Annotated in this window: 23 protein-coding genes and 1 tRNA gene; 12 read left to right on the forward strand and 12 right to left on the reverse strand. The window is 71.6% G+C overall.

All coding sequences use genetic code 11. The annotated features are described in order from the left end of the window. Positions 1–357 precede the first annotated feature (357 nt). Together IGS69_RS15415 and IGS69_RS15420 are read left to right on the forward strand one after the other, a co-directional pair. The gene (locus tag IGS69_RS15415; RefSeq protein WP_190900216.1) at positions 358–942 is read left to right on the forward strand and encodes a flavin reductase family protein; all 585 of its coding nucleotides are present in this window, start codon (positions 358–360) and stop codon (positions 940–942) included. A gap of 45 nt (positions 943–987) precedes the next feature. Further along, a complete protein-coding gene (locus IGS69_RS15420) occupies positions 988–1,455 on the forward strand; it encodes a GNAT family N-acetyltransferase (protein WP_190900218.1) in 468 nt (155 codons plus the stop codon). Here IGS69_RS15420 and arfB read toward each other — a convergent pair. Further along, positions 1,452–1,889 (reverse strand): alternative ribosome rescue aminoacyl-tRNA hydrolase ArfB, encoded by a 438-nt coding sequence (gene arfB / locus IGS69_RS15425; protein WP_190900220.1) that lies wholly within the window; start codon positions 1,887–1,889, stop codon positions 1,452–1,454. The two genes, IGS69_RS15420 and arfB, sit on opposite strands and share 4 nt — an antisense overlap. A gap of 146 nt (positions 1,890–2,035) precedes the next feature. On the opposite strand from arfB, the gene IGS69_RS15430 reads away from it, so the two are divergent. Further along, the gene (locus tag IGS69_RS15430; protein WP_190900222.1) at positions 2,036–2,611 is read left to right on the forward strand and encodes a TerD family protein; all 576 of its coding nucleotides are present in this window, start codon (positions 2,036–2,038) and stop codon (positions 2,609–2,611) included. A 271-nt stretch (positions 2,612–2,882) separates the two neighbouring features. Here the strand turns inward: IGS69_RS15430 and IGS69_RS15435 are convergent, their stop codons facing one another. Beyond that, entirely contained in the window at positions 2,883–4,298 is a 1,416-nt protein-coding gene (locus tag IGS69_RS15435) for a M1 family metallopeptidase (RefSeq protein WP_232543528.1), read from the reverse strand. A 37-nt stretch (positions 4,299–4,335) separates the two neighbouring features. On the opposite strand from IGS69_RS15435, the gene IGS69_RS15440 reads away from it, so the two are divergent. After that, on the forward strand, positions 4,336–4,836 hold the full coding sequence (locus tag IGS69_RS15440; protein WP_190900224.1) for a hypothetical protein: 501 nt from the start codon (positions 4,336–4,338) through the stop codon (positions 4,834–4,836). A 107-nt stretch (positions 4,837–4,943) separates the two neighbouring features. On the opposite strand, the gene IGS69_RS15445 is transcribed toward IGS69_RS15440, so the two are convergent. Then, positions 4,944–5,621 (reverse strand): pentapeptide repeat-containing protein, encoded by a 678-nt coding sequence (locus tag IGS69_RS15445; RefSeq protein ID WP_190900226.1) that lies wholly within the window; start codon positions 5,619–5,621, stop codon positions 4,944–4,946. A gap of 128 nt (positions 5,622–5,749) precedes the next feature. Between IGS69_RS15445 and IGS69_RS15450 the strand changes: the two genes are divergently transcribed. From IGS69_RS15450 to IGS69_RS15465, 4 genes are all read left to right on the forward strand, one after another. Beyond that, complete coding sequence (locus IGS69_RS15450) at positions 5,750–6,910, forward strand: NAD(P)-binding protein (protein ID WP_190900228.1); 1,161 nt, start codon at positions 5,750–5,752, stop codon at positions 6,908–6,910. A gap of 66 nt (positions 6,911–6,976) precedes the next feature. Continuing rightward, complete coding sequence (locus IGS69_RS15455; RefSeq protein ID WP_190900230.1) at positions 6,977–7,960, forward strand: zinc-binding dehydrogenase; 984 nt, start codon at positions 6,977–6,979, stop codon at positions 7,958–7,960. A 68-nt stretch (positions 7,961–8,028) separates the two neighbouring features. Continuing rightward, entirely contained in the window at positions 8,029–9,531 is a 1,503-nt protein-coding gene (locus IGS69_RS15460; RefSeq protein ID WP_190900232.1) for an MFS transporter, read from the forward strand. 28 nt (positions 9,532–9,559) lie between these two features. Continuing rightward, positions 9,560–10,486 carry an aminoglycoside phosphotransferase family protein gene (locus IGS69_RS15465; protein WP_190900234.1) on the forward strand — a complete coding sequence of 309 codons (927 nt, stop codon included), beginning with the start codon at positions 9,560–9,562 and terminating at the stop codon, positions 10,484–10,486. 290 nt (positions 10,487–10,776) lie between these two features. Here IGS69_RS15465 and IGS69_RS15475 read toward each other — a convergent pair whose 3' ends face one another. The 3 genes from IGS69_RS15475 to IGS69_RS15485 form a co-directional block, all read right to left on the reverse strand. After that, positions 10,777–11,553, reverse strand: a complete 777-nt coding sequence (locus tag IGS69_RS15475) for a hypothetical protein (RefSeq protein WP_190900238.1) — start codon at positions 11,551–11,553, stop codon at positions 10,777–10,779. 224 nt (positions 11,554–11,777) lie between these two features. Further along, the gene (locus IGS69_RS15480; protein ID WP_190900240.1) at positions 11,778–12,365 is read right to left on the reverse strand and encodes an ALF repeat-containing protein; all 588 of its coding nucleotides are present in this window, start codon (positions 12,363–12,365) and stop codon (positions 11,778–11,780) included. A gap of 492 nt (positions 12,366–12,857) precedes the next feature. Then, positions 12,858–12,931 (reverse strand) — tRNA-Thr (locus IGS69_RS15485). A 309-nt stretch (positions 12,932–13,240) separates the two neighbouring features. Here IGS69_RS15485 and IGS69_RS15490 point away from each other — a divergent pair. The 3 genes from IGS69_RS15490 (at position 13,241) to IGS69_RS15500 (ending at position 15,824) form a co-directional block, all read left to right on the forward strand. After that, positions 13,241–14,329 carry an ABC transporter ATP-binding protein gene (locus IGS69_RS15490; RefSeq protein WP_031105478.1) on the forward strand — a complete coding sequence of 363 codons (1,089 nt, stop codon included), beginning with the start codon at positions 13,241–13,243 and terminating at the stop codon, positions 14,327–14,329. Positions 14,330–14,547: 218 nt separating this feature from the next. Then, a complete protein-coding gene (locus IGS69_RS15495; RefSeq protein ID WP_190900241.1) occupies positions 14,548–14,997 on the forward strand; it encodes a hypothetical protein in 450 nt (149 codons plus the stop codon). 98 nt (positions 14,998–15,095) lie between these two features. Next, the gene (locus IGS69_RS15500; protein WP_190900243.1) at positions 15,096–15,824 is read left to right on the forward strand and encodes a nucleotidyltransferase family protein; all 729 of its coding nucleotides are present in this window, start codon (positions 15,096–15,098) and stop codon (positions 15,822–15,824) included. 510 nt (positions 15,825–16,334) lie between these two features. Here IGS69_RS15500 and IGS69_RS15505 read toward each other — a convergent pair. The 6 genes from IGS69_RS15505 to IGS69_RS15530 form a co-directional block, all read right to left on the reverse strand. Then, positions 16,335–18,035: a DoxX family protein gene (locus IGS69_RS15505; protein WP_190900245.1), complete on the reverse strand. Its 1,701-nt coding sequence runs from the start codon at positions 18,033–18,035 to the stop codon at positions 16,335–16,337. 128 nt (positions 18,036–18,163) lie between these two features. After that, a complete protein-coding gene (gene rlmB / locus IGS69_RS15510; RefSeq protein WP_190900247.1) occupies positions 18,164–19,105 on the reverse strand; it encodes a 23S rRNA (guanosine(2251)-2'-O)-methyltransferase RlmB in 942 nt (313 codons plus the stop codon). A gap of 69 nt (positions 19,106–19,174) precedes the next feature. Then, complete coding sequence (gene cysS, locus IGS69_RS15515; protein WP_190900249.1) at positions 19,175–20,569, reverse strand: cysteine--tRNA ligase; 1,395 nt, start codon at positions 20,567–20,569, stop codon at positions 19,175–19,177. Between the two features lie 100 nt (positions 20,570–20,669). Then, on the reverse strand, positions 20,670–21,164 hold the full coding sequence (ispF, locus tag IGS69_RS15520; RefSeq protein ID WP_190900251.1) for a 2-C-methyl-D-erythritol 2,4-cyclodiphosphate synthase: 495 nt from the start codon (positions 21,162–21,164) through the stop codon (positions 20,670–20,672). Next, positions 21,154–21,918, reverse strand: a complete 765-nt coding sequence (ispD, locus tag IGS69_RS15525; protein WP_190900253.1) for a 2-C-methyl-D-erythritol 4-phosphate cytidylyltransferase — start codon at positions 21,916–21,918, stop codon at positions 21,154–21,156. Before ispD ends, ispF begins: the two co-directional genes overlap by 11 nt. A gap of 323 nt (positions 21,919–22,241) precedes the next feature. After that, entirely contained in the window at positions 22,242–22,724 is a 483-nt protein-coding gene (locus IGS69_RS15530) for a CarD family transcriptional regulator (RefSeq protein ID WP_003953493.1), read from the reverse strand. A 582-nt stretch (positions 22,725–23,306) separates the two neighbouring features. Between IGS69_RS15530 and IGS69_RS15535 the strand changes: the two genes are divergently transcribed. Beyond that, entirely contained in the window at positions 23,307–23,990 is a 684-nt protein-coding gene (locus IGS69_RS15535) for a copper chaperone PCu(A)C (RefSeq protein ID WP_190900255.1), read from the forward strand. Positions 23,991–24,025 lie beyond the last annotated feature (35 nt).

Genomic DNA, 24,025 nt, shown 5'->3' on the forward strand with positions numbered 1-24,025 from the left:
GGTCTCGTCGGCGTATCCTCCTGGCAGCTTCCCCGCCACTGAATCACAGCGCGCTGCCCACTCGGTACACAGGGTCAACAATTCCTGCCCCTTGTGACTCAAGTCACAGGCAAACCTGAACAATTGAGTGGAGTTTCTGCGTTCTTCACGTGCTCTACCGAACGCAAAGTTTGTCGGGGTGCGCGCATGTATTTTCCCTGGTGACCGCGGGGAGACCGCGGATGTCCGTGGGGCGTCCGCCGCGATGTCCGTCGGGTGTCCTGGGGTGTCCGTCGCGATGTCCGTCCTGAGTCCTAGGACCGTGATCGGGCGGGAGTCCGATGCGGGGCGCGCGGGAGGCAGATTAGCGTCTCTGCTGTGCCGAACACTCCCGCTGCCACGTCCCCGATCATTCCGTCGCCCGCCTCCGGGCATGCTGAGGGGGTGAGCAACGACGAGTTCCGCGCCGCCATGTCCCGGCTGGCCTCGGGCGTGGTCCTGGTGACCGCGCAGGAGCCGCCGCTCGACCCGGACGACGCCACGGCGCCGGGCGGCGAGGACGTGGGCATGACGGCCACGGCCTTCATGTCGGTGTCCCTGGACCCTCCCCTGGTGCTGGTGAGCCTGCGCGAGGGCTCCCGCATGGACGAGCTGCTGGAGGAGCAGGACCTGTGGGGGGTCTCGGTCCTCTCCGAGAGCCAGCGGCACATCGCGGGCCGTTTCGCGATGAAGGGCCGCGTCAGCGACCGGCTGCTGTTCGCGGACATCCCGTACACGCGCGGCGAGTACACCGGCTCCCCGCTGGTCGGCGGCGCCCTGGCCGTCCTGGAGTGCCGCACCGAGCAGCGGGTGCCGGCCGGCGACCACACGCTGGTCATCGGCCGCGTCCTGACCGCCTCCGTCCCCAGCGCGGAGGGCGGCCCCCTGACGTACTTCCGCGGCAGGTACCGGCAGTTGGGCTGAGGAAATCGTTGGCCCGTCCACGGACCGGCTGCCTAGGGTGCGCGCATGACCGCGACCGGCCCGTGCCTCGAAGAGATCACCCCCGCGAATCTCGACGCCGCCCTCGGCATCCGCGTCCGCCCCGATCAGGAACACGCGGTCGCCCCGGTCGTGAAGTCGCTCGCCGAGGCCTACGTCCATCCCGGCATCGCCTGGCCGCGCCTGATCGTCGACGGCGACCGGCCGGTCGGCTTCCTGATGGCCTGCCTCGGCATCGACTGGTACGGGGACGGCAGCGAGTTCCGTTCGGGCCTGTGGCGGCTGAACATCGCGGCCGGTGAGCAGGGCAAGGGGTACGGCCGGTTCGCCGTCGAGTCGGTGGCCGAGCAGCTGCGCCGGCGCGGCACCGAGAAGTTCTACGTCACGTGGCACCCGGGCGCGGACGGCCCGGAGGGCTTCTACCTGGGGCTCGGCTTCCGCCCGGACGGGGAGAACAGCGGCGGCCAGACGGTAGGAGTGCTGGAGCTGGACTAGGCCCAGTTCCGCGCGGAGCGCCCCTGCTTCGTCTCCGAGCGCTGCTTCTTCTGTCGCAGCCGGCGCTCGTTGATGCCCCGGGGGATCCGGGTCGGCTTGCGGGGCTTGGGCGGGGGTGCGGTGGCCTCGGCCAGCAGCGCGGTGAGGCGTACGGCGGCGGCCTCGCGGTTGCGCCACTGGGAGCGGTGCTCGGAGGAGCGGACGGTGACGACCCCGTCGACCAGACGCCCGGCCAGCCGCTCCAGGGCCCGCTGCTTCCACACCTCGGGCAGTGCCTCGGTCTTCGCCAGGTCGAAGCTCAGCTCGACCTTCGAGTCGCTGGTGTTGACATGCTGCCCGCCCGGCCCCGATGACCGCGAGAAACGCCACATGAGCTCGGCCTCGGGCAGGGAGACGGAGCCGCGGATGACGTGGGAACCGGACATGCCGTCCATGTTCCCGCTTCTGCGCCGTCCACGTCACCCGAATAATCGCGAGTAAAGAAAGTAAAGGAGCTGGAACCTCGCGTACCCCTCTCCACGTTCATGGGGGTAGCTGTAGCTTCTTTGCCGTACGTAAACGAGGGAAGGGACTCCCAACAATGGCTGTAAGCCTGTCCAAGGGTGGCAACGTCTCGCTCACCAAGGAGGCTCCGGGCCTGACCGACGTCACCGTGGGCCTCGGCTGGGACGTCCGCACCACCACCGGCACGGACTTCGACCTCGACGCCTCCGCGATCGCGGTCAACACGCAGGGCAAGGTCTACTCGGACGCGCACTTCGTCTTCTTCAACAACAAGCAGACGCCGGACAACACGATCGTCCACACCGGCGACAACCGCACGGGCGAGGGCGCCGGCGACGACGAGGCGATCAACGTCAACCTCGCCGCGCTCCCGGCCGACATCGACAAGATCGTCTTCCCGGTCTCGATCTACGACGCGGAGAACCGCTCGCAGAACTTCGGCCAGGTCCGCAACGCCTACATCCGCATCGTCAACCAGGCCGGCGGCACGGAGATCGCCCGCTACGACCTGTCGGAGGACGCGGCGACGGAGACGGCCATGGTCTTCGGCGAGCTCTACCGCAACGGCGCCGAGTGGAAGTTCCGCGCGGTGGGCCAGGGCTACGCCTCGGGCCTGGTCGGCATCGCCCAGGACTTCGGCGTCAACGTCTGACGGACGCGCCTCAGCGTTTCGCGGGAAGCCCCCCGGGCCGGTCGTCCGGCCCGGGGGGCTTCGCCCTCAGGAGGCGCGGGGAACTGCGCCGCCCGGGGACTTGGCCCTAAGGGGCGCGGGGAACTGCGCGACAAGCCACACCCCACCCGCACCGGACAAAGCACCCGAGCCCCTGCGGCGCATCGAAGCCCCCTCGTCGACCACCGCGAGGACAAGCAGCCGGGACGCCCCTGCGCGGCCCTGCGCAAGGAACTGACCGGGCCCTGAGACCTCACGGCTGCTCCGGCTTCCCCTCCCCGTACAGCCACTCGTCCCAGACCGCCTCCAGGTCCGTCCCGGGCGCCTGCTTCTCCACGTAGGCCGTGAAGTCGGCGGTGTCGGCGTTGCCGTGCCGGTACGTGGCCGCCCACCCCCGCAGGATCGAGAAGAACCGGTCGTCCCCGACGGCCTGCCGCACCTTCTGCAGCACCATCGCCCCCCGGACGTACACAGGCGGGTCGGAGATCTGCCCGGCGCCCGGCGGGTCCGCCGGCGGGAACTCCCAGATCTCCTCCGCGGCCTCCTCCGTGTCGAAGGACGCGCCGGAGTACACCTCGTCGAAGGTCTTCTGCGCGCCGGCCCCGCCGTGGTCCTCCTCCCACAGCCACTCCGCGTAGGTCGCGAACCCCTCGTTGAGCCACATGTCCCGCCAGCTCTCGGGCGTGACGGAATCGCCGTACCACTGGTGGGCGAGCTCATGGACGAGCAGCGTCATGTCGGGGGCGCCGGGGAAGACCGGGCGGGTCTGCGTCTCCAGGGCGTAGCCGACGGAGGCCGCGCTGTCGACGATCGCGCCGGCGGAGGAGAAGGGGTACGGCCCGAACCTCCGCTCCGACCACCGCAGCACCTCCGGGATCCGGCCGAGCACGGGCCGGCTCGCCGCCGCCTCGGCCGGGTCGACAGCCGTGTACAGGGGCAGGTCCCCGGCCCTGGAGCGGCTGATGTCGAAGCGGCCGATCGCGAGGGTGGCGAGGTAGCTCGCCATCGGCTCCCCGCTGTGCCACACGAACGTCGTGCTCCCCCGCGCGGTGCGCTCGCTGCGCAACTCCCCGTTGGAGACGGCGTGCAGTCCCTCGGGCACGGTCACCGCGAGGTCGTAGGCCGCCTTGTCGGAGGGGTGGTGGTTGCCGGGGAACCACGCCATCGACCCCGTCGGCTCGCCGAGCGCGAGCACCCCGTCCGCGGTGCGCAGCCAGCCCTCCTGGGAGCCGTCCGGGTCGGTGACGGTCTCGGGCGTTCCGGAGTAGCGGACGGTCACGCGGAACGTCGCGTCCCGGCCGATGTCACCGTGCGGCCGGACCGTGAGCTCCTGCCCGGCGCGGTTCCAGCGTGCGATCTCGCCGCCGACGGTGACCTTCTCGACCTCCATGCCGAGCAGGTCGAGGTTGAACGCGGAGAGGTCCTTCTCCGCGCGGGCGGTGAGGACGGCCGTGCCGGTGAGGTGGCGGGCTCCGGGGTCGTAGGCCAGGCGCAGGCCGTAGTGGGTGACGTCGTAGCCGCCGTTGCCGGCCTTCGGGAAGTACGGGTCGCGGACGCCGGAGCCGCCCGGGGTGCCGTGCACTCCGCCGCCGCACGCGCTGAGGACGAGCGCGCAGGCGAGCAGGGAGGCTGCGGGCAGCGTGGGGACAAGACGTACAGATCGGGCCACGCTCGTGATCCTACGATCGCGTGACACCATCACCTTCGTGCTCGACATCGGCTACGCCCTCTCCAACCGCTTCCCCGACCCGCCGCAGACGGACTACCGCCGCGCGGACGTCCGGGCGCTGCGGCACGACCTGTTCTGCGGGGACGTCTATCTGGCGGACACCAAGACGGACCACGAGGTGTCCACAGCCTGGGGATGGGTGCCGGTGCTCGACTTCGCGTGGGCGCTGTGCGACATCGTGGAGCGCATCGACCGGGACCCGGCGGGCTCGCGGGCGTCCCGGCCGCAGCGGGCGGAGCTGGACTTCACCGAGTCGACGGACCGGATGCTCTTCGAGCGCCGCTTCGGGTGGGTGGACATCGAGGCGGACTGGATGCGCGCGGAGGAGCCCGCGCTCACCGTCTCCCACGCCGAACTGCGCCGCGAGTCACGGGACTTCCTGCACGACCTGATCGCGGACCTCACCGACCTCCACGACGACCTCGCGGAGAACCCGGCGATCTGGACCCTCCAGGCCCGCTTTCCCCGGGTCTCCTGACCCGTACCGGCGACCCTGCCCCGCGCCCGCCGGAAGGTGATCCATCCGGCTACGCGGGCTCTCTCGTGTGGTGGGCGCTGTGGCGGCCCCCCGTGCCGGTCGGCGCGTCAGCCCTCCACCCGGATCCCCCACTGCGCGGCCAGCACCGGTGCCAGGTCCAGTAGTTGCGACGTGCTGATCACCGCCCCCGACAGCCGGTCCAGCCCACGGGTGATCTCCAGGGACGCGGCGCCGCGCAGGTCGACGTCCGTGAGGGTCGCCGCGTGCAGGTCGGCGCCCTTCAGGGCGCAGTCGACGAACTCCACCCGCTCCAGGCGGGCGCCGCCGAAATCCGGCTCGACGAGGACGCAGCCCTCGAAGACGACGTCCCTGAGCCGGGCCGTGCGCAGGTTCAGATAGTCGATCTTGCCGCCGCGGATCAGCACCCGCTCCAGCACCGCCCCGTGCAACTGCGGCCCGCCGAGCCGGGCATCGGTCAGCTCCACGTCGCGCAGGGTCGCCTCGGAGAGGTCGGTGCCGACGCCCCGGACACCGGTGAGGGCGGAGTCCAGGACGCGGGCGTGCCGCAGCCGGGTCTCGTCCAGCGCACAGCCCGTCAGGGCGCAGTCCATGAAACGGGCGCCCGACCCGTCCTGCCCGGCGAGGTCGGCCTCCCGGAAGTCCAGCCCGTCGTAGTCCCCGTCCGGCTCCAGACCACCGCCCTCGTACGGCTCCAGCTGCGGCAGCCGCACCTCCGGTCGCCGCGCGCCCTTCACACCCGTACCGCCCGCCGCTCTCCTCGCCATGCCCCCATGCTGCACCCCGCCTCTGACAACCGTCCCTGACCTGCGCGGACACCGCTGATGTCACATTCCGGGGCCCGGTTCGGTCGTACTCACAGAAGGCGAACCCGACCCGAGGGAGATCCCCAGCCATGCACCGCATCACCGTCATCGGCGGCGGCCTCGCCGGACTGACCGCGGCCATCACCGCCGCCGAGGCGGGCGCCAAGGTCACCGTCCACGAGGCCCACCACACCCTCGGCGGCCGGGCGCGCACCGCCGACGGCCCGTACCGCACCAACGAGGGCCCGCACGCCCTCTACAACGGCGGCCCGCACTGGGCCTGGCTCAAGCAGCGCGACCTCATCGGCCCGCTCGCCCCGCTCCCGCCCCTGGAGGCCGCCCGGCTCCGGCTGCGGCACCAGGGCGTGCTGCGCCGCACCCCGCCCTTCCCGATGCTGAAGCTGCTGCGCCGCACGGCCCGTCAGGCCCCCGTGGACGCCGACTTCCTGACCTGGGCGACGGACATCGCGGGCGAGGAGGGGGCCCGGGCCGCCGCCCACTACTCGGCGGTCGCCCTGTTCCACCACGACCCCGGGTCGCTGTCGGCCGCGTTCGTCCAGGAGCGGCTGCGCCGCGCCACCAAGCTGCCGCCCGAGGCGCACTACCCGCGCGGCGGCTGGGCGAGCGTCATCGACCGGATGGCCGCCCGCGCCTGGAACCTGGGCGTCCGGATGGAGACGCTGTCCCGCGTCGACACGCTCCCCACCGACACGCCCGTCGTCGTCGCCACCTCCCTCGACGCCGCCCGCCGCCTGCTCGGCGACGACTCCCTGACCTGGCCGAGCGGCCGTACCGCCCTCGTCGACCTGGCCGTGCGCACCCGGCGCGGGGACGCCTTCGCGGTCTCCGACCTGGACGCACCCGGCTGGCTGGAGCGCTTCACCGCCCAGGACCGCAGCCTCGCCCCGGCCGGCGAGCAGCTGATCCAGGGCCAGATCCCCCTCGCCCCGCACGAGTCCAAGGCCGACGGCACCGCACGTGCCGAGCACCTTCTCGACCTGGGCTTCCCGGGCTGGCGCGAGCGGGTCACCTGGCGGCGCGAGTCGGTGGCGAGCGGCCGTACGGGCGCGGTCGACCGGCCCGGCACCAGCTGGCGCGACCGGCCGGCCGTGGACCGGGGCGACGGGGTCTACCTCGCCGGGGACCAGGTCGCGGCCCCCGGTGTGCTGTCGGAGGTGTCCTTCAACAGCGCCCTGACGGCGGTCTCACTGGCCCTCGGCCGGCGCGAGGTTGACCTCAAGCAAGCTTGAGGTTGAAGGCTGGTCGCATCCAACGCCCGATCAGAGGACACCGACCACCCGACCAGAGGAGTCGCCATGCACGCCATCCGGCTGCACGCCTTCGGCCCGCCCGAGAACCTCACCCACGAGCGGGTCGAGGACCCCCGGCCGGGCCCCGGCCAGGTCCGGATCGCCGTACGGGCCGCGGGTGTTCACCTCCTGGACGCCGCCCTGCGCGAGGGCATGCGGGGCGGCCCGGCGGCCGAGCCGACGCCGCTGCCCACCATCCCCGGCCGGGAGGTCGCCGGAGTCGTCGAGTCGCTGGGCGAGGGCGTCGCCGGCCTGTGGCTCGGCAAGCGGGTCGTCGCCCACCTCGGCTTCGTCCCCGGCGGATACGCCGAACTGGCCGTCACCGAGGTCGAGCGCCTGCACGAGATCCCCGGCAACCTGGACTTCGCCGAGGCCGTCGCCATGATCGGCACGGGCCGTACGGCGATGGGCATCCTCCAGTTCGCCGAGCTCGGCCCCGACTCGGTGGTGATCGTCCCGGCCGCGGCCGGAGGCATCGGCACCCTCCTCGTGCAGTACGCCAAGAACGCCGGCGCGACCGTCGTGGGCCTCGCGGGCGGGCCGGAGAAGACCGCGCGTGTGCAGGCCGGCGGCGCCGATCTCGCCGTCGACTACAAGGGCCCCGCCTGGCCCGCGAAGGTGCGTGCGCATCTCGGCGGCCGCAGGGCGACCGTCGTCTTCGACGGCGTCGGCGGCGACATCGCCCGCGAGGCCGTCGGCCTCCTCGGTCCCGGCGGCAAGCACATCGTGTTCGGCTGGTCCGGTGAGGGCATCATGGACGGCGAGCCCTACCTCGTCGACGGCGTCTCCGAGCAGGTCCTCGGCCCGGTGATGCTGGGCAGGGCCGGCGGGCCCGACCCCGTCCGCACCCTCGAACTGCGCGCCCTCGCCGAGGCCGCCGCCGGCCGGCTCACCCCGGCCGTGCAGCGCTTCCCGCTCGCCGAGGCCGCGGCCGCGCACCGCGCGCTGGAGACCCGCGGCACGGTCGGAAAGGTGGTCCTGGAGCCATGACCCGACGCCCCACCAGCGGCGACGAATCCGCGGATGCAGGCCGCCCGGATCCATGGTCTTCTGACCAGATGAGTGTCACCCGGACAGGCGAACAGGGCCCTCCCGTGGACACCGACCCGCGCCGCTGGTGGGGCCTGGTCGTCATCGCCCTGGCCCAGCTCATGGTCGTCCTCGACGCGACCATCGTGAACATCGCCCTCCCCTCCGCCCAGCGCGACCTCGGCATGTCCGACGGCAACCGGCAGTGGGTGATCACCGCCTACACCCTCGCCTTCGGCGGGCTGCTCCTGCTGGGCGGCCGGATCGCCGACCTGGTGGGCCGCAAGCGGACCTTCGTGATCGGGCTGATCGGCTTCGCCGCCGCCTCCGCGCTCGGCGGCGCCGCCACCAACGCGGGCATGCTCTTCGGCGCCCGCGCGCTCCAGGGCGCCTTCGCCGCGGTCCTGGCCCCTTCCGCGCTGTCCCTGCTGACCACGACGTTCACCGACCCCAAGGAGCGCGGCAAGGCCTTCGGCATCTACGGCGCCCTGGCCGGCAGCGGCGCCGCGATCGGCTTCATGGTCGGCGGGCTGCTCACCGAGTACCTGGACTGGCGGTGGTGCCTCTACGTCAACGTGCCCATCGCGATCGTCGCCGTGCTCGGCGCCCTCGCCCTGCTGCACGACCGCCCCGTCCGCACCGGCGCCCGCCTCGACGTCCCCGGCGTCCTGCTGGGCTGCGGCGGCCTCGTCGCGATCGTCTACGGCTTCAGCGAGGCCGAGTCCCGGGGCTGGAGCGACCCGATGGTGCTGTCGCTGTTCGCCGCCGGCATCGTCCTGCTCGCGGTGTTCGTCTGGTGGCAGTCCCGGGCGCCCAGCCCCCTGCTGCCGCTGCACATCATCCGCGACCGCAACCGCGCCGGCTGCTTCCTGACCATGGCCCTGGCCGTGATCGGCATGTTCGGCCTGTTCCTGTTCATGACGTACTACCTCCAGGCCATCCTCGCCTACTCCCCCGTCAAGACGGGCCTGGCCTTCCTGCCCCTCACGGCCGCGATCATCGTCGGCTCGACCCAGATCTCCGCCCGGCTCCTCCAGCGCGTGCCACCGCGCATGCTCATGGTCCCCGGCATGATCCTCGCCGCGACCGGCATGATCCTCCTCACCCGGATCACGACGCACTCCTCGTACGCCTCCGAGATCCTGCCCGCCCTGCTGCTGCTCGGCCTCGGCATGGGCCTGACGTTCATGCCGGTCTTCGCCACCGCCACCGCGGGCGTCGCCCCGCAGGACTCGGGCGTGACGTCCGCGACGGTCAACACCTCGCAGCAGGTCGGCGGCTCCATCGGCACGGCCCTGCTCAACACCATCGCGACGACCAGCACCGCCACGTACGTCAGCGCGCACCTCACCGACCCGTCCGACCGCACCCGGGTGATGCGGGAGGGCGTCGTCCACGGCTACACCGTCGCCATCTGGTGGGCCGCCGGCATCATGCTGCTGGCCGGGCTCGTCGCGGGCCTGATGGTGACGAAGAAGGCCCCGGAACACGGCACCCCGACGACCACGAAGGTGCCGGAACCGGTGGCCTGAGGGGGGACGGCGCCCGGGCGAAAATGGCATGCCCCACCCCGCCCGTCCCACTACCGTGCCGGGAGTGATCGACATCCCCCGGGAACTGGCGGCATCACAGGCGAGGTTCAACGGCGAGGCGGGCCGCGCCTTCATCGCCGGGCTGCCCGAGCGGACGGCCCACTTCCTCGACCACTGGGGCCTGAAGCCCGACGGCCCCCCGATGCACGGCGTCTCCGCCCTGGTCGTGCCGGTCGTCCGGACCGCCGACGGCACCGCGGCGGTCCTCAAGCTCCAGATCCTCGACGAGGAGAGCGAGGGCGAACCGGTCGCGCTGCGCGTCTGGAACGGCGACGGAGCCGTCCGCCTCCTCGACCTCGACGAGCCCACCGGCACCATGCTGCTGGAGCGCCTCGACGAGACCCGCATGCTGTCCCACCTGCCGGACCCCCATCAGGCCGTGGTCACCATCGCCGAGCTCCTGGCCCACCTCACGTCCGTCCCGGCCCCGCCCGGCATGCGCCGCCTCGGCGACGTCGCGCAGGGCATGCTCGACCGGACCCCGTGGGCCCTCGCCCGCATCCCCGACCCCGAGGCCCGCCGCCTCGTCGCCGACTGCGCGGCCGCCGTACGCGAGGTCGTGGACGACCCGGGCGACCGGCTCCTCCACTGGGACCTCCACGACGAGAACGTCCTGGCCGCCACCCGCGCCCCCTGGTTGGCGATCGACCCCAAGCCCCTCGCCGGCGACCCCGGCTTCGAACTGTGGCCGGCCCTCGACAACCGCTACGACCCCGACGACATCCTCTGGCGCTTCGACGCCATGACCGCCATCCTCGCCCTGGACCGCCCCCGAGCCCACGCCTGGACCCTGGCCCGCCTCCTCCAGAACACCCTGTGGGACACCGAGGACGCCCGCCCGGTCGACGACGCCCAGTTCGAGATTGCCCGCCGGCTGCGCGGTCACGTGCGCTGACCGCCGCCCCATACACGCTGCTGGTACGCCGGATCCGCCAGAGCACGTACGGATGCGATGATCTCCGCGCGCATGTCGGGGAGCGTGATGTCATGTCGTGCTGTCACGGCCTGTTCCACGCCTTCCACGTCAGCCATTCGTCCAGGGGAATGTGGGCCGCCCGCGCGTTCTTCTTGATGGAGCCGCTGATGGGCTTGCCGTCGCGGCCGATGACCTTGCCGCCCGAGTTGATGACAACATGGTCGACCGGCGAACCGTGCGCAGTGGGCAGAGCGCAGGGGCGGGCCCGATCAGTTGGCCGACGTGTTCCGTGTCATCTCGGCTGCCTCCTTGATGGCTCGCTGTCTGAGATCGCCGAACAGCTGCATCGTGACGGCGGCCAGGACGTCGTCCCCGCCAACAGTCCGCCCGTCCCCGCGACGGGTGGACAGGGCGAGGAGGGGGTCCTTGAGCAGCGGGGCCGGGGCCGGCTCGCCCGGCACCACCAGACTGACCGTCCCGAACCGCTTGACCCCGCCCTCGCGGACGACCTTGGCCGCGTCCCGGGCCAGGGCCGTCAGGAACACGCTCGCGATTCCGTCCAGGTCGCGGACCATCGCCGGGACCGCCCTCACCCCCCGGCTCCCCAGCAGCCTTCTCACCCCGGCCTCGAACCGGTGGGCGCCGGCCACACCACTCGGTGTCCGCGCCCCGCGGCGCTCACGAAGAGACACGAGCGCACCATCGGCGTTGCGCACCTCGCCCATCAGGCCGTGGAAGGTCGGGCTGTGCAGGTACCACTCCGATCCCACCTCCACCTCGACGTTCCGGTCGATCGCCGAGATGAGGTCCTTGGGAATCAGCCTCTTCCTGACCTCCTCGGCCGCCGCGCTTCTCGCGCCCTCGATGATCTCCGTCAGCACGGTCCGCGTCACCGACGCGGCGGCCCACGCAGCCGACCGGGAGACGTGCAACGAGGTCACGTCCCTGAACACCGCTTTGACGAGCTGAGGCCTGAACGGCAGGTCGGTCACGACGGAAGCGGTCTGCGGACGCCTGCGCTCGACGCGTAGGAGTTGTGTGGTCATCGAAGAATGCGCTTTCTGCTGTCGGAGGTGTCAGTGGCCCGTGCCGCACCGGGCGGCGAGGCCACAGAGCTCTGCGAAGGGCGCCGAGCCGGCACAGGACCTGCCAGGCGGGGCCGCCGGCACACAGAGGTGCAGGCGGCCCCGCCCGGATTGTCGGCGTTCCGGCGACCGGGCGTGCGGCAGGGGTGCCACCCGGGCGACGCCCTGTGGTACGGCGCCGCCGGTCAGGCGACCTGGTACCTGCCGACTTCCAGGAAGTGCCGCAGTGCTTCGGGTGTGTTGTCGTCCAGGGCGGCGTTGGCTGCCGCGCGCAGGGCCGGGCTGATGGACGAATCGGCGAGGATGCGGGCGATGGCGACGCGGTCGTCCTCGGCCTGGGCGATGCGGTAGCCGGTCTCCAGCCAGGCGCGTATCGCGTCGGAGTCGTTGGCGTCCAGGAGGGCGTTGACCTCGGCGATGACGCGCCGGCCGCTGTCGGGGTCGGCGAGCAGACGCGTGATGGCGACGCGGTCGTCCTCGGCCTGGGCGATGCGGTAGCCGGTCTCCAGCCAGGCGCGCATCGCCTCGGGGTCGTTGGCGTCCAGGAGGGCGTTGGCTTCTCGTGTCACACGCCGGCCGCTGTCCGGGTCGGCGAGGATCCGGACTATGGCCACCCTCAGGTCGTCGGCGTCCGGCTCGTCCGCGGACGAGGACACTGGGGGCACCGTCACCGCGGTCGGTGCCGCCGTGGCGGCGAAGGACGGGGTGGCGAGCAGGAGGGCCGGGGCAAGGATGCCCGCGGCGATGCCGGGCGCTACCTGATGCAGTCGCAAGGGAAATGCTCCTCTTCGTTGGCGACGGAGGCGAGTTGAGGATGCCTCAGGACGTTCACTTGGGTGATGCTGCCACCTGGGTCTGACAGTGGCAGTCGCCCCGCAGCGGTCGCAGGGCACCGTCGCCGCGGACGTGGCCGGTGTTTCATGGCGCCGCGCCTTCGAGAAGGGCGGCCTTGAGCGCGGCCCGTGGCTGTCGGGGCATGATCGGGGCGAGACGATTCCTGGGGACGGTCCTGGTGTGGTCCGCGCGTGTGGTGGTGCGCGACGGGGTTCGGCTTGTCTGCCGGGACCAGGGCGGGCCGGGGGAGCCGGTCGTGCTGCTGCACAGCTTGGCCGGTCATGCGGGTGAGTGGGGGCCGGCGGATCCGGACCCCACTGAGACCAGAACTGAGACCGCCGACACCCGCGCGGCTCGCGCCCGACGCCGCCGCCGCATCCGCTGACGACGAAACCCCAGGTCAGACAGCATCTGACCTGGGGTTCCAAGGGAGCCCCCTGTCGGATTCGAACCGACGACCTACGCATTACAAGTGCGTTGCTCTGGCCAGCTGAGCTAAGGAGGCGGGTGCCGTGTGGCGCGTTGCCGCGCGCGAGGGCGGCTCCACTGTACACAGAGCCCGTTACGCCGAGCCACGAAGTTCCGTTGCCGTGGGCCACGGCCGTCCCACCGTGGCATGCGGCCGTGACGTGCCGCTTCGAAAATTTCCGCGAAGTTCACCGGCCCGGAACTGCTGACAGACGTCTGAACGCCAGGTACCGTCCTGAGCCAGTTCACACACGTGGACTACACCACAACGGAACACCCGTCGTGGCACCGCCTTCCTACTCGGATCGTCCGGCACGTTCCTGCCGGTAGAAGGGGTTCATTCACCATGGCCACTGTCTCGTTCGACAAGGCGACCCGGATCTACCCGGGTTCCACCAAGCCCGCCGTCGACGCGCTGGAGATCGACATCGAGGACGGCGAGTTCCTCGTCCTCGTCGGCCCCTCCGGCTGCGGAAAGTCCACCTCGCTCCGCATGCTCGCGGGGCTCGAGGACGTCAACGGCGGCGCCATCCGCATCGGTGACCGCGACGTCACGCACCTGCCGCCGAAGGACCGGGACATCGCCATGGTGTTCCAGAACTACGCGCTCTATCCGCACATGACCGTCGCCGACAACATGGGCTTCGCGCTCAAGATCGCCGGCGTCAACAAGGCGGAGATCCGGCAGAAGGTCGAGGAGGCCGCGAAGATCCTCGACCTCACCGACTACCTGGACCGCAAGCCGAAGGCGCTCTCCGGCGGTCAGCGCCAGCGTGTCGCCATGGGCCGCGCCATCGTGCGCGAGCCCCAGGTGTTCCTCATGGACGAGCCGCTGTCCAACCTGGACGCCAAGCTCCGTGTCTCCACGCGTACGCAGATCGCCTCGCTCCAGCGCCGCCTGGGCATCACCACCGTCTACGTCACCCACGACCAGGTCGAGGCCATGACGATGGGCGACCGCGTGGCGGTCCTCAAGGACGGCCTGCTCCAGCAGATCGACACCCCGCGCAACATGTACGACAAGCCCGCCAACCTCTTCGTGGCCGGCTTCATCGGCTCCCCGGCGATGAACCTCGTCGAGGTGCCGATCACCGACGGCGGCGTGAAGTTCGGCAAGTCGGTCGTGCCGGTGCAGCGCGACGCGATCGCCGCCGCCACCGACAAGACCGTCACCGTGGGCGTGCGCCCCGAGCACTTCGAGGTGGCCGGCGCGGATGCCGAGCTGGGCCTCGCGGTCACCGTCAACGTCGTCGAGGAGCTCGGCGCCGACGCGTACGTCTACGGCACCGCCAAGGTCGGCGACGACTCCAAGGACCTCGTGGTCCGCGTCAGCGGCCGTGACGTCCCGGAGAAGGGCAGCCAGCTGCACGTCGTGCCCCGCTCCGGCGAGACCCACGTGTTCTCGACGTCGACCGGTGCGCGCCTGTCCGACTGATCAACCAGCAAACGCACAACCCCGGGTGAATCACCCAGGTTGACGACGAGGGCCCCGCAGCGTGCTGCGGGGCCCCTCTCGTTGTCGACAAATACCCCGGCAGACCGGACGTTTCGAGCCGTGTGCGTCAACCCCCTACCCGGAAAGTGGCACTCTCTCATCCCCCGAACCGGTGACTAAATGTCTACAAACCATTACCGGGCGCTACCCTCACACGCGTGAAGCACTCCATGAACCAACAGACGCGACGCGGCCAGGGCCCCGCCCGCCGGATCGGCCGCACCCTCGCATTCGTCCTGCCCGTCGTCCTGGTGCTCTCCGGGACCCTCGCGGTCACCCGAGTCAACTGGTCGGGGAACTCCACCGACCCGGTGCTCACCGCAGCGGACACCTCCGTGGGTTCCCCACGGGTCGCCAAGCGCGCCCCCCAGGAGATCCTGCGGGACAAGCTGCTGACCGAACTGCAGGAGGAGGACCCGGGTGTCGCCCTCACCCACCTCCAGCAGGCCGTCAACGGCCGCCCGTCGCTGGCGAAGCACTGCGCGTCCATCGCCCGCGCCCTCGGCCAGGCCGCCGTCCGCGTCTACGGCCCCACCCGCGCCCAGTCCTACGCGCGCCCGGTCTGCGACACCGCCTTCGCCACCGGCGTCGCCGCGGCGCACAGCTGAGCGCACGCCCTGCCGACGGGTGGGAGGTCCATCACGGCTGACATGAGATCGATCGTCGGCCGCCGTCCCGGGCGGGACGCCACGTACAGTTCGTGTCCATGAGCGATCCGAGCGCCGCGTCCCGCCCCGTTCAAGCCGTCGTGCTGGCCGGTGGCCAGGGCTCCCGGCTGCGTCCGTACACCGACGACCGGCCCAAGCCGATGGTCGAGATCCCCGGGACGGGCACGCCGATCATCGGCCACCAGTTGTCCTGGCTCGCCGACGAGGGCGTGACGGACGTCGTGGTCTCCTGCGGCCATCTCGCCGAGGTGCTGCAGAAATGGCTGGAGACGGCCGAGTTGCCCGTCTCCGTCACGACGGTCGTCGAGTCCGAACCGCTCGGACGCGGCGGCGGCCTCAAGTACGCCGCAGCGCATCTCCCCCACCCCGACCAGCCCTGGTACGCGACCAACGGGGACATCTGGACGCGCTTCTCGCTGCGCGACATGGCCGATTTCCACGCCGAGCGCGATGCCGTCGCGACGCTGGCGCTGGCGCGGCCCCGGCTGCCGTGGGGGGCGGTGCAGACCGACGGGTTCGGGCGTATCACCGACTTCATCGAGGCGCCGCCGTCGACGTTCGAGATCAACGCCGGCGTGTACGTCTTCTCCCCCGAGTTCGCCGGGCTGTTGCCGCACCGGGGTGACCATGAGCGGACGACGTTTCCCCATCTGGCCCGTGAGCGGCGGCTGGCCGGGTTCACGATTCCCCAGGGGTCGTACTGGCGGGCCATCGACACGGCGAAGGATCTGACCGAGGCGGCGAAGGAACTGGCGGCGGGGCGCTAACCGCGCTGTCCAGTGTGCTTCGGCCGCGGGCCCGTCGTGGTCGCTCGCGCAGTTCCCCGCGCCCCTTAAGGGCGTCTGGCTCCCGGGCGTCGAAAGGTGCTCTCGGCATCGCATGCGGCCGCGGGCCCGTCGTGGTTGCTCGCGCAGTTCCCCGCGCCCCTGAAGGGCGTCTGGCTCCCGGGCATCCGAAAGTGCTCTCGGCATCGCACGCGGCCGCGGGCCCGTCGTGGTTGCTCGCGCAGTTCCCCGCGCCCCTTAGGGACGTCTGGCTCCCGGGCATCCGAAAGTGCTCTCGGCATCGCATGCCGCCGCGAGCCCGTCGTGGTCGCTCGCGCAGTTCCCCGCGCCCCTTAAGGGCGTCTGGCTCCCGGGCATCCGAAAGTGCTCTCGGCGTCGCACGCGGCCGCGGGCCCGTCGTGGTTGCTCGCGCCGTTCCCCGCGCCCCTTAAGGGCGTGTGTGAAAAGGCCCCGCACCTCCCAGTGCGGGGCCTTTTCGTGTCCGGTCGGGGGCTAGCCCAGGAGGCCACCCACCAGGCCCGGGCGGCCTGTGGAGGAGCCGCCGCCCGTGCCGCCGGTCGAGCCCGTGCCGCCCGTTGCCGTGCCGCCGGAGGTGGGGCCGGTCGTGGTGCTCGGGGCCTGGTTCTCCGGGGTGGACTGCTGGGGCGGGGCCTGGCCCGCGGTGCCCTGGGTCTGGCTCGGGGAGCCACCGGTGACCGTGCCGGTGTCGCGCGTGGCGCCCGGCCTGGTCGTGGTGCCCGCGCTGGGGCTCGCCGAGCCGGCCGTGGCGCCCTGGGTGGGCGACGAGGAGGCCGACGGGGTCCGCTTGTCCTGCCGCTCGCCGGGCTCGCCCGGGAGCGGGGAGCCGGGCAGCTCGTTGCGCGGGGCCTCGCCGGGGCCCGGGACGACGACCCGGTCGGCGTCCCGGACGGCGCCGCCGAGCAGCGAGCCGACGAGCAGGGTGAGGCCGGTGGCGATGGCGGTGACGAGGGCGCCGCGGCGCAGCACGTAACGGCGCAGGTCCCAGATGTCGGCGCGGGGGCCGAGCCGGCGCCAGGCGCCGCCGGCGAGGCGGCCGTCGACGGAGTAGACGGGGGCGCCGGCGATGATCAGCGGGGACCAGGCGGCGAGGTAGATGATGTCGGGGGTCTCGTAGGCGGGGACGCTCTTCCAGCTGACCGTGACCAGCAGCGCGGCCGACAGCAGGGCGCCCAGGCACGCGGCGACGCGCTGCCAGCAGCCCAGCACCGTCAGGACGCCGACGATGACCTGCGCGAAGGCGATGACCAGACCGGCGCCGACCGGGTGCTCGAGGGCGAACTGGCGCAGCGGCTCGGCGACTTCCCACGGGTGCAGGGTGTTGAGCCACTTGACCATGGAGCCGCGCTTGCCGCCTTCGAAGTAGACGGGGTCGCACAGCTTGCCCATGCCGGCGTAGATCGAGATGAAGCCGAGGAAGACGCGCAGCGGGAGCAGGACGACGCCGAGGTTCATCCGGCGGCCCGGGTAGTAGGCGTGCCGGGCCGGGTCGTCGCCGTGCCGCTTGGCCCGGCGGCCGGTGTCGTCCGCGTCGGGGGCGGACTCCTCGAACTCGCCGTCCGCGTAGGCCGGTTCGTCGTAGGCACTGCCGACGGTGCGCATGGGCGGCAGCAGCCGGGTGCCGTCGGCGGGCTCGTGGGTGCGCTGGGGGCCGACGACCGGGGTCTCGACGGTCTGGGCGAGGTCGTCCCCGTAGCCGTCGCCGCCGTAGCCGCCGTAGCCCGCGCCCTGGTAGCCCGGGCCGTCGTAGCCGGGGCCGTCGTAGCCCGGTGCCACGCGGGAGATGACCTGGGTGGCTCCGGTGTCGGAGGCCGGCTCGTCGGCGTGGCGGACGCTCTCGTGCCGCACGGCTTGCAGGAGCCGGTGCGCGCCGGTGTCGTCGGGGGCGGATCTGCCGCTCCAGACGACGGGCCGGCGGCGGGCGGTGGCCCCGTCCGCCTCGCTCCCCACCTGGGGGATGCGGGCGGTGTCCTCGGTGGCGGTCAGATGCCGTGCGACCCGGGGGGACTGGACGCGACGCGTCGATACGCCCAACTGCACGCGGAAACTCGCGTGATTGACGATGACCTGCGCCGGGTCGCTCGGCACCTTCACCATGCTCAGCGCGGGAGCGTCGTCGAGTCCCGACGAGCGGTCCCCCGTGGGTGTGCGGGGTGTTCTGGTGTCCACACTCATCTAACCGAGTGACGTCGCGTTAGGACACTGCTTTGACCCGCCGGATCTGTCCGGACCCCGTCAAGCTTGTCCTCGTCGCCCCGATGACACCGGAATTACCCCGTACGGGTGAAGTTCCGGACGCGTGTTCAGCTGCGGCGGCGGGCCGCCTCGTACAGCACGATCCCCGCCGCGACACCGGCGTTGAGCGACTCGGCGCCGCCCGGCATCGGGATCCGCACCCGGACGTCACAGGTCTCCCCGACGAGCCGGGACAGTCCCTTGCCCTCACTGCCGACGACGATGACGACGGGGCCGTCCAGCGCCGGAAGCTCGCCGAGCTCGGCCTCGCCGTCGGCGGCCAGGCCGACGACCGTGATGCCGGCCTTCTTGTACGCCTCGAGCGTCCGGGTGAGGTTCGTGGCACGGGCGACCGGGGTGCGGGCCGCCGTACCGGCGGAGGTCTTCCAGGCACCGGCCGTCATGCCGGCCGCGCGGCGCTCGGGGACGACCACGCCATGCCCGCCGAAGGCGGAGACGGAGCGGACGACCGCGCCGAGGTTGCGCGGGTCGGTGACGCCGTCGAGGGCGACGATCAGCGGGTCCACACCCTCGTCGTAGGCGGCGGACGCCAGGTCCTCGGGGTGGGCGTACTCGTACGGCGGGACCTGGAGGACCATGCCCTGGTGGTTGAGACCGTTGGTCATCCGGTCCAGCTCGGGACGCGGGGCCTCCATGAGGTTGATGCCGCCGCGCTCGGCGGCGACCTGGAGGGCCTCGCGCACCCGCTCGTCGTTGTCGATGAACTGCTGGACGTAGAGGGTGGAGGCCGGGACGCCCTCGCGCAGCGCCTCCAGGACCGGGTTGCGTCCGACGACCAGCTCGGACGTGCCCTTGCCGCCGCGCCCGCGCACGGTGGGCCGGCGGACGGCCTGCTTGGCCTTGGCATTGGCGACGCGGTTCTTCTTGTGTCCCTTGCGCATCTCGGCGGGCGGGGTGGGGCCCTTGCCCTCCAGGCCCCGGCGCCGCTGGCCGCCACTGCCGACCTGCGCGCCCTTCTTGCCGGACATGCGGCGGTTGTTCGCGGCCATTGAGCTACTCGTCTCCGTGAGTGTCGCGTACGTACGACTGCGTCCGTACGGCTGTGTATGTCTGTTCCGTCAGCGGGGGCCGAGGCTCCAGCGCGGTCCCTGCGGGCCGTCCTCGATGACCAGGCCGGACTGGCCGAGCTGGTCGCGGATGGCGTCGGCGGTGGGCCAGTCCTTGCGGGCCCGGGCAGCCTCGCGCTGGTCGAGGACCATGCGGACGAGCGTGTCGACCACGCCGTGCAGGTCCTGGCCGCGGTCGCCCTCCCCGGCCCACTGGGGGTCCAGCGGGTCGAGGCCGAGCACGCCGAGCATCGCGCGGACCTCGGCGAGCCGGGCCACGGCGGCTTCCTTGTCGTCGGCGGCCAGCGCGCTGTTGCCCTGCCGGACGGTGGTGTGCACCACGGCGAGCGCCTGCGGCACGCCCAGGTCGTCGTCCATGGCCTCGGCGAAGGCGAGCGGCACCTCGGGGGCGGGCTCGACGACGCCGGCCTTCTCCACCACCCGCTGCACGAAGCCCTCGATCCGCGCGAACGCCGACTCGGCCTCGCGCAGCGCCTCCTCGCTGTACTCGATCATCGACCGGTAGTGCGGGGTGCCCAGGTAGTAGCGCAGCACGATGGGACGCCAGCGCTTGACCATCTCGCTGACCAGCACCGAGTTGCCCAGCGACTTGGACATCTTCTCGCCGCTCATGGTGACCCAGGCGTTGTGCACCCAGTACCGGGCGAACTCGTCGCCGTAGGCCTTGGCCTGCGCGATCTCGTTCTCGTGGTGCGGGAAGACCAGGTCGAGGCCGCCGCCGTGGATGTCGAAGGCGGTGCCGAGGTACTTGTGGGCCATCGCCGAGCACTCCAGGTGCCAGCCGGGACGGCCGCGGCCCCAGGGCGTCTCCCAGTCGGGCTCGCCGGGCTTGGTGGCCTTCCACATGGCGAAGTCGCGCGGGTCGCGCTTGCCCGAGACGCCCTCGTCGGGCTGGCGCAGGTCGTCGATGTCCTGGTTGGACAGCGCCAGGTACTCCGGGAAGGAGCGGACGTCGAAGTAGACGCTGCCGTCCGCGACGTAGGCGTGCCCGCGCTCGATCAGGCCGCGCATCATCTCCACCATCTCGGTGATGTGGCCGGTGGCGCGCGGCTCGTAGGTCGGGGGCAGGCAGCCGAGGGCGCGGTAGCCGTCGTTGAACGCCCGCTCGTTCTCGTAGCCGATGGCCCACCAAGGGCGGTTCTGCTCGGCCGACTTGGCGATGATCTTGTCGTCGATGTCGGTGACGTTCCGCACGAAGGTGACGTCGTAGCCGCGGTACTCGAACCAGCGGCGCATGATGTCGAAGTTCAGCCCGGAACGGATGTGCCCGATGTGCGGGGCGGCCTGCACGGTGGCACCACACAGGTAGATCGAGACGCAACCCGGCTGGAGCGGGGTGAAGTCACGGATCTGCCGGGCGCTGGTGTCGTACAGGCGAATAGTCACCACTCCAGGGTAGTGGGCCCCGGGGTGTGCCTCAGGACCTTCACCCCGGGGGCGCACACATTCGTGACATTGGCCATGAGAACGCCCCGGGCCCTTGTCTTCAGCCGGTTCGCACGACCAGCGCGGTGGCCACCGCCATCAGCCCTTCCTCCCGGCCGGGGAAGCCCAGGCCGTCGGTCGTCGCGCCCGACACCGACACCGGGGCCCCGGCCGCCTCCGACAGGAGTCTCTGGGCCTCGTCCCGGCGCTTGCCGATCTTCGGGCGGGGGCCCACCACCTGTACGGCGATGTTGCCGATGCGGAAGCCCGCCTCGCGCACGATGCGCGCGGCCTCCGTCAGGAGGGTGACTCCGGAGGCGCCGGACCACTCGGGGCGGCCCGTGCCGAAGTGCTGCCCGAGGTCGCCGAGACCCGCGGCGGAGAAGAGGGCGTTGCACGCGGCGTGGGCGACGACGTCCGCGTCGGAGTGGCCGGCCAGGCCCGGGCCCGCGTCCTCCCACTTCAGGCCGGCGCACCACAGCTCGCGGCCCTCCTCGAAGGCGTGGATGTCGGTACCGATGCCGACCTGGGGCAGAACGGGCTGGTCAGAAGCCATCGTTGAGCCTCCTGCGGGCCAGGACCGCCTCCGCGAGGACCAGGTCCAGGGGACGGGTGACCTTGAACGCCTCCTCGTGGCCGGGGACGGCCACGACCGCGAGGCCGAGCTGCTCGACCATGCCGGCGTCGTCGGTGACCTCGCCGGTCACCGTCTCGTGGGCCCGCACCAGCGTGGCCCGGTCGAAGCCCTGCGGGGTCTGCACCGCCCGCAGCAGCGAGCGCTCGGGCGTGGCGACAACCGGCTCCGGCTCGCCGGGGGTGGCGGCGGGCTCGACCTGCTTGACCGTGTCGGCCAGCGGCAGCGCCGGCACCACGGCCGGCGCGCCGTCCCGTACGGCCTCGATCACGGCGTCGACCGTGTCCACCGGGACCAGCGGCCGGGCCGCGTCGTGGACCAGCACGATGTCGTGGCCGGGCGGCAGCGCGTCCAGGCCGAGCTTCACGGACTCCTGGCGGCTCTGCCCGCCCGGGACGACGAGGAAGTCCGTCCGCTCGGGCAGCGCGTGCGCGTCGAGCAGCGACTTGACCTCGGCGGCACCGTCGGGCGGGGCCACGACGACGACCAGGGAGACGGCGCGGGAGGCGGCCATCGCCCGGATCGCGTGGATCAGCATGGGGGTGCCCCCCAGCGAGCGGAGTGCCTTGGGGGCGCCCGGACCGAGCCGGACACCCCGGCCGGCGGCCGGGATCACGGCCGCCGTACGGGCCGTGGAGGGACCTGCGGGCGGCGAGGGACGCGAATCGTCAGACATCGGTTCCTGTCAGGTTTGTGTGCTGGCCTGGCGTGGGTATGGCCTGGAGGAGTGCCGGGCGCGACGCGCTCGACCGGACCCTTCCGTGACGCCGGTCGAGCCGGCTGCCCGGGCCCGGCACGCCAGACAAACAACCGGGGCGTGAGTGATAACACACCTCGGGGTGGCGGTGCATCGGCATCAGGGAATGAACATGCCGCAGCGCCCGGCGACAGGGAATTCGTCATCGGGCACCGCGGCATTTCGATGTGCAGGCGCGCTCGATCAGCAGCCTTGATCAGCGGCAGCCTTGACAAGCGGAGCGCTGAGCGACCGGCTTCGCCTCAGGAGGCGAGAACCTCGTCGAGCAGAGCTTCGGCCTTGTCCTCGTTGGTGTTCTCCGCGAGGGCCAGCTCGCTCACCAGGATCTGGCGGGCCTTGGCGAGCATGCGCTTCTCACCGGCGGAGAGTCCACGCTCACGCTCACGACGCCACAGGTCACGCACCACTTCCGCGACCTTGATGACATCGCCCGAGGCGAGCTTCTCCAGGTTTGCCTTGTATCGACGGGACCAGTTCGTGGGCTCCTCGGCGTACGGCGCGCGCAGCACCTCGAAGACCCGGTCCAGCCCGTCCTGACCGACCACATCACGCACGCCGACGAACTCCGCATTGTCCGCTGGCACACGTACCGTCAGGTCGCCCTGGGCGACCTTCAGCACCAAGTAGGTCTTGTCCACGCCTTTGATCTGGCGAGTTTCGATGGCCTCGATCAGCGCGGCCCCGTGATGGGGATAGACCACGGTGTCGCCAACCTTGAACGTCATGTGACAGGTACCCCTTCCGTGGCTATCCAGGGTAACACGGAAACTGCGGGTTCTGAATGGCGTTTTCGCAGGTCAGGGCATATCTCGGGGCTTGACAACTCCAACAGGAACGTGCTTCGGACAGGGAGTGGAAGAAGGTATTCGCAGGTGAGAGCGGCTCTCCGGGGGGAGCGAAACGCGTACGTTACACGCATCCGGAGCACCCTCCAGAAGGCCGAACATCCCCATATGTCCGGTTCCGTATGATCGACTTCCGCTACTCCGTTCGGAGGCCCGAGCCGGGTTCCGGCCGAATCCGGAATTGATCACGAGCCACCCCGGCGGACCGCCGATGATCAATTCCGAGGTGCTCCGCGCATTCCTTCACGCAACATTTGCGGTACTCCCCGGGGCTCTTATGTGAATGCCGGACGAGCGCCGCGCCAATGTGACCCGGGAGTCATGTGTGACTCAGGTGGGATCGCCGGTGACGGGGGGTCGGGTGCGGCCCGACGAGGACGGCTCGGTAACCTAAGGCCCGCTGACAGACACTTAGGGCGGCTTTTCCGGCCGCTCCGCTCGAGTCAAGGAGTTGCCGCCGCCGTGAGCAGCAGCCTTCGACGCGGTGCCCTCGCCGCCGCCGTCATCGCGTTCTCGATCGCCTCGCTCGCCGCGTGCGGCGCCGGCAACAACGCCCAGACCCTGGAGATCCAGCCGGACAACGCGGCCACGAGCGTCGGTGACATCAAGATCCAGAACGCGATCGTCATCACGCAGCCCGACCTCGAGTCGACGGGCCCGGCCGCGATCTCCGCGACCGTGTTCAACTCCGGCAAGAGCGCCGAGACGCTGGAGTCCATCACCCTCCCCGGCACCGGCAAGACCGCCGAGCTCAAGCCCGCCAAGGGCGGCAGCCTCAGCATCCCGCCCGGCGGCTCGCTGATCCTGGGCGGCAAGGGCAACGCCACGGCGATCCTGCCCAGCAGCCGCGAGGCCGTGCAGGACGGCAACGCCCAGAAGGTCACCTTCACCTTCAGCAGGACGGGTGACGTGAGCCTGCGCGCCTTCGTCGTGCCCGCCGAGCACCACTTCAAGGAGTGGGGCCCGTCCGAGGTCCCGTCCGCGCCGGGCGCGTCGTCGTCCCCGTCCGGGTCGCCGTCCGGTTCCCCGGCCGAGGGTGCCTCGGGTGCGCCGGAGAGCCCCGCGGGCGGTGAGACGCCGGGTGGCCACGCGGCATCCGGCACGCCGACCGACGCGGCTTCGGCGAGCGCGGACGCCGGGCACTGAGCAGTCGTACCGACGAAGGGCGGGGCCTCTCCCGG

The organism is Streptomyces tuirus, from assembly GCF_014701095.1.
Lineage (GTDB): Bacteria > Actinomycetota > Actinomycetes > Streptomycetales > Streptomycetaceae > Streptomyces > Streptomyces tuirus.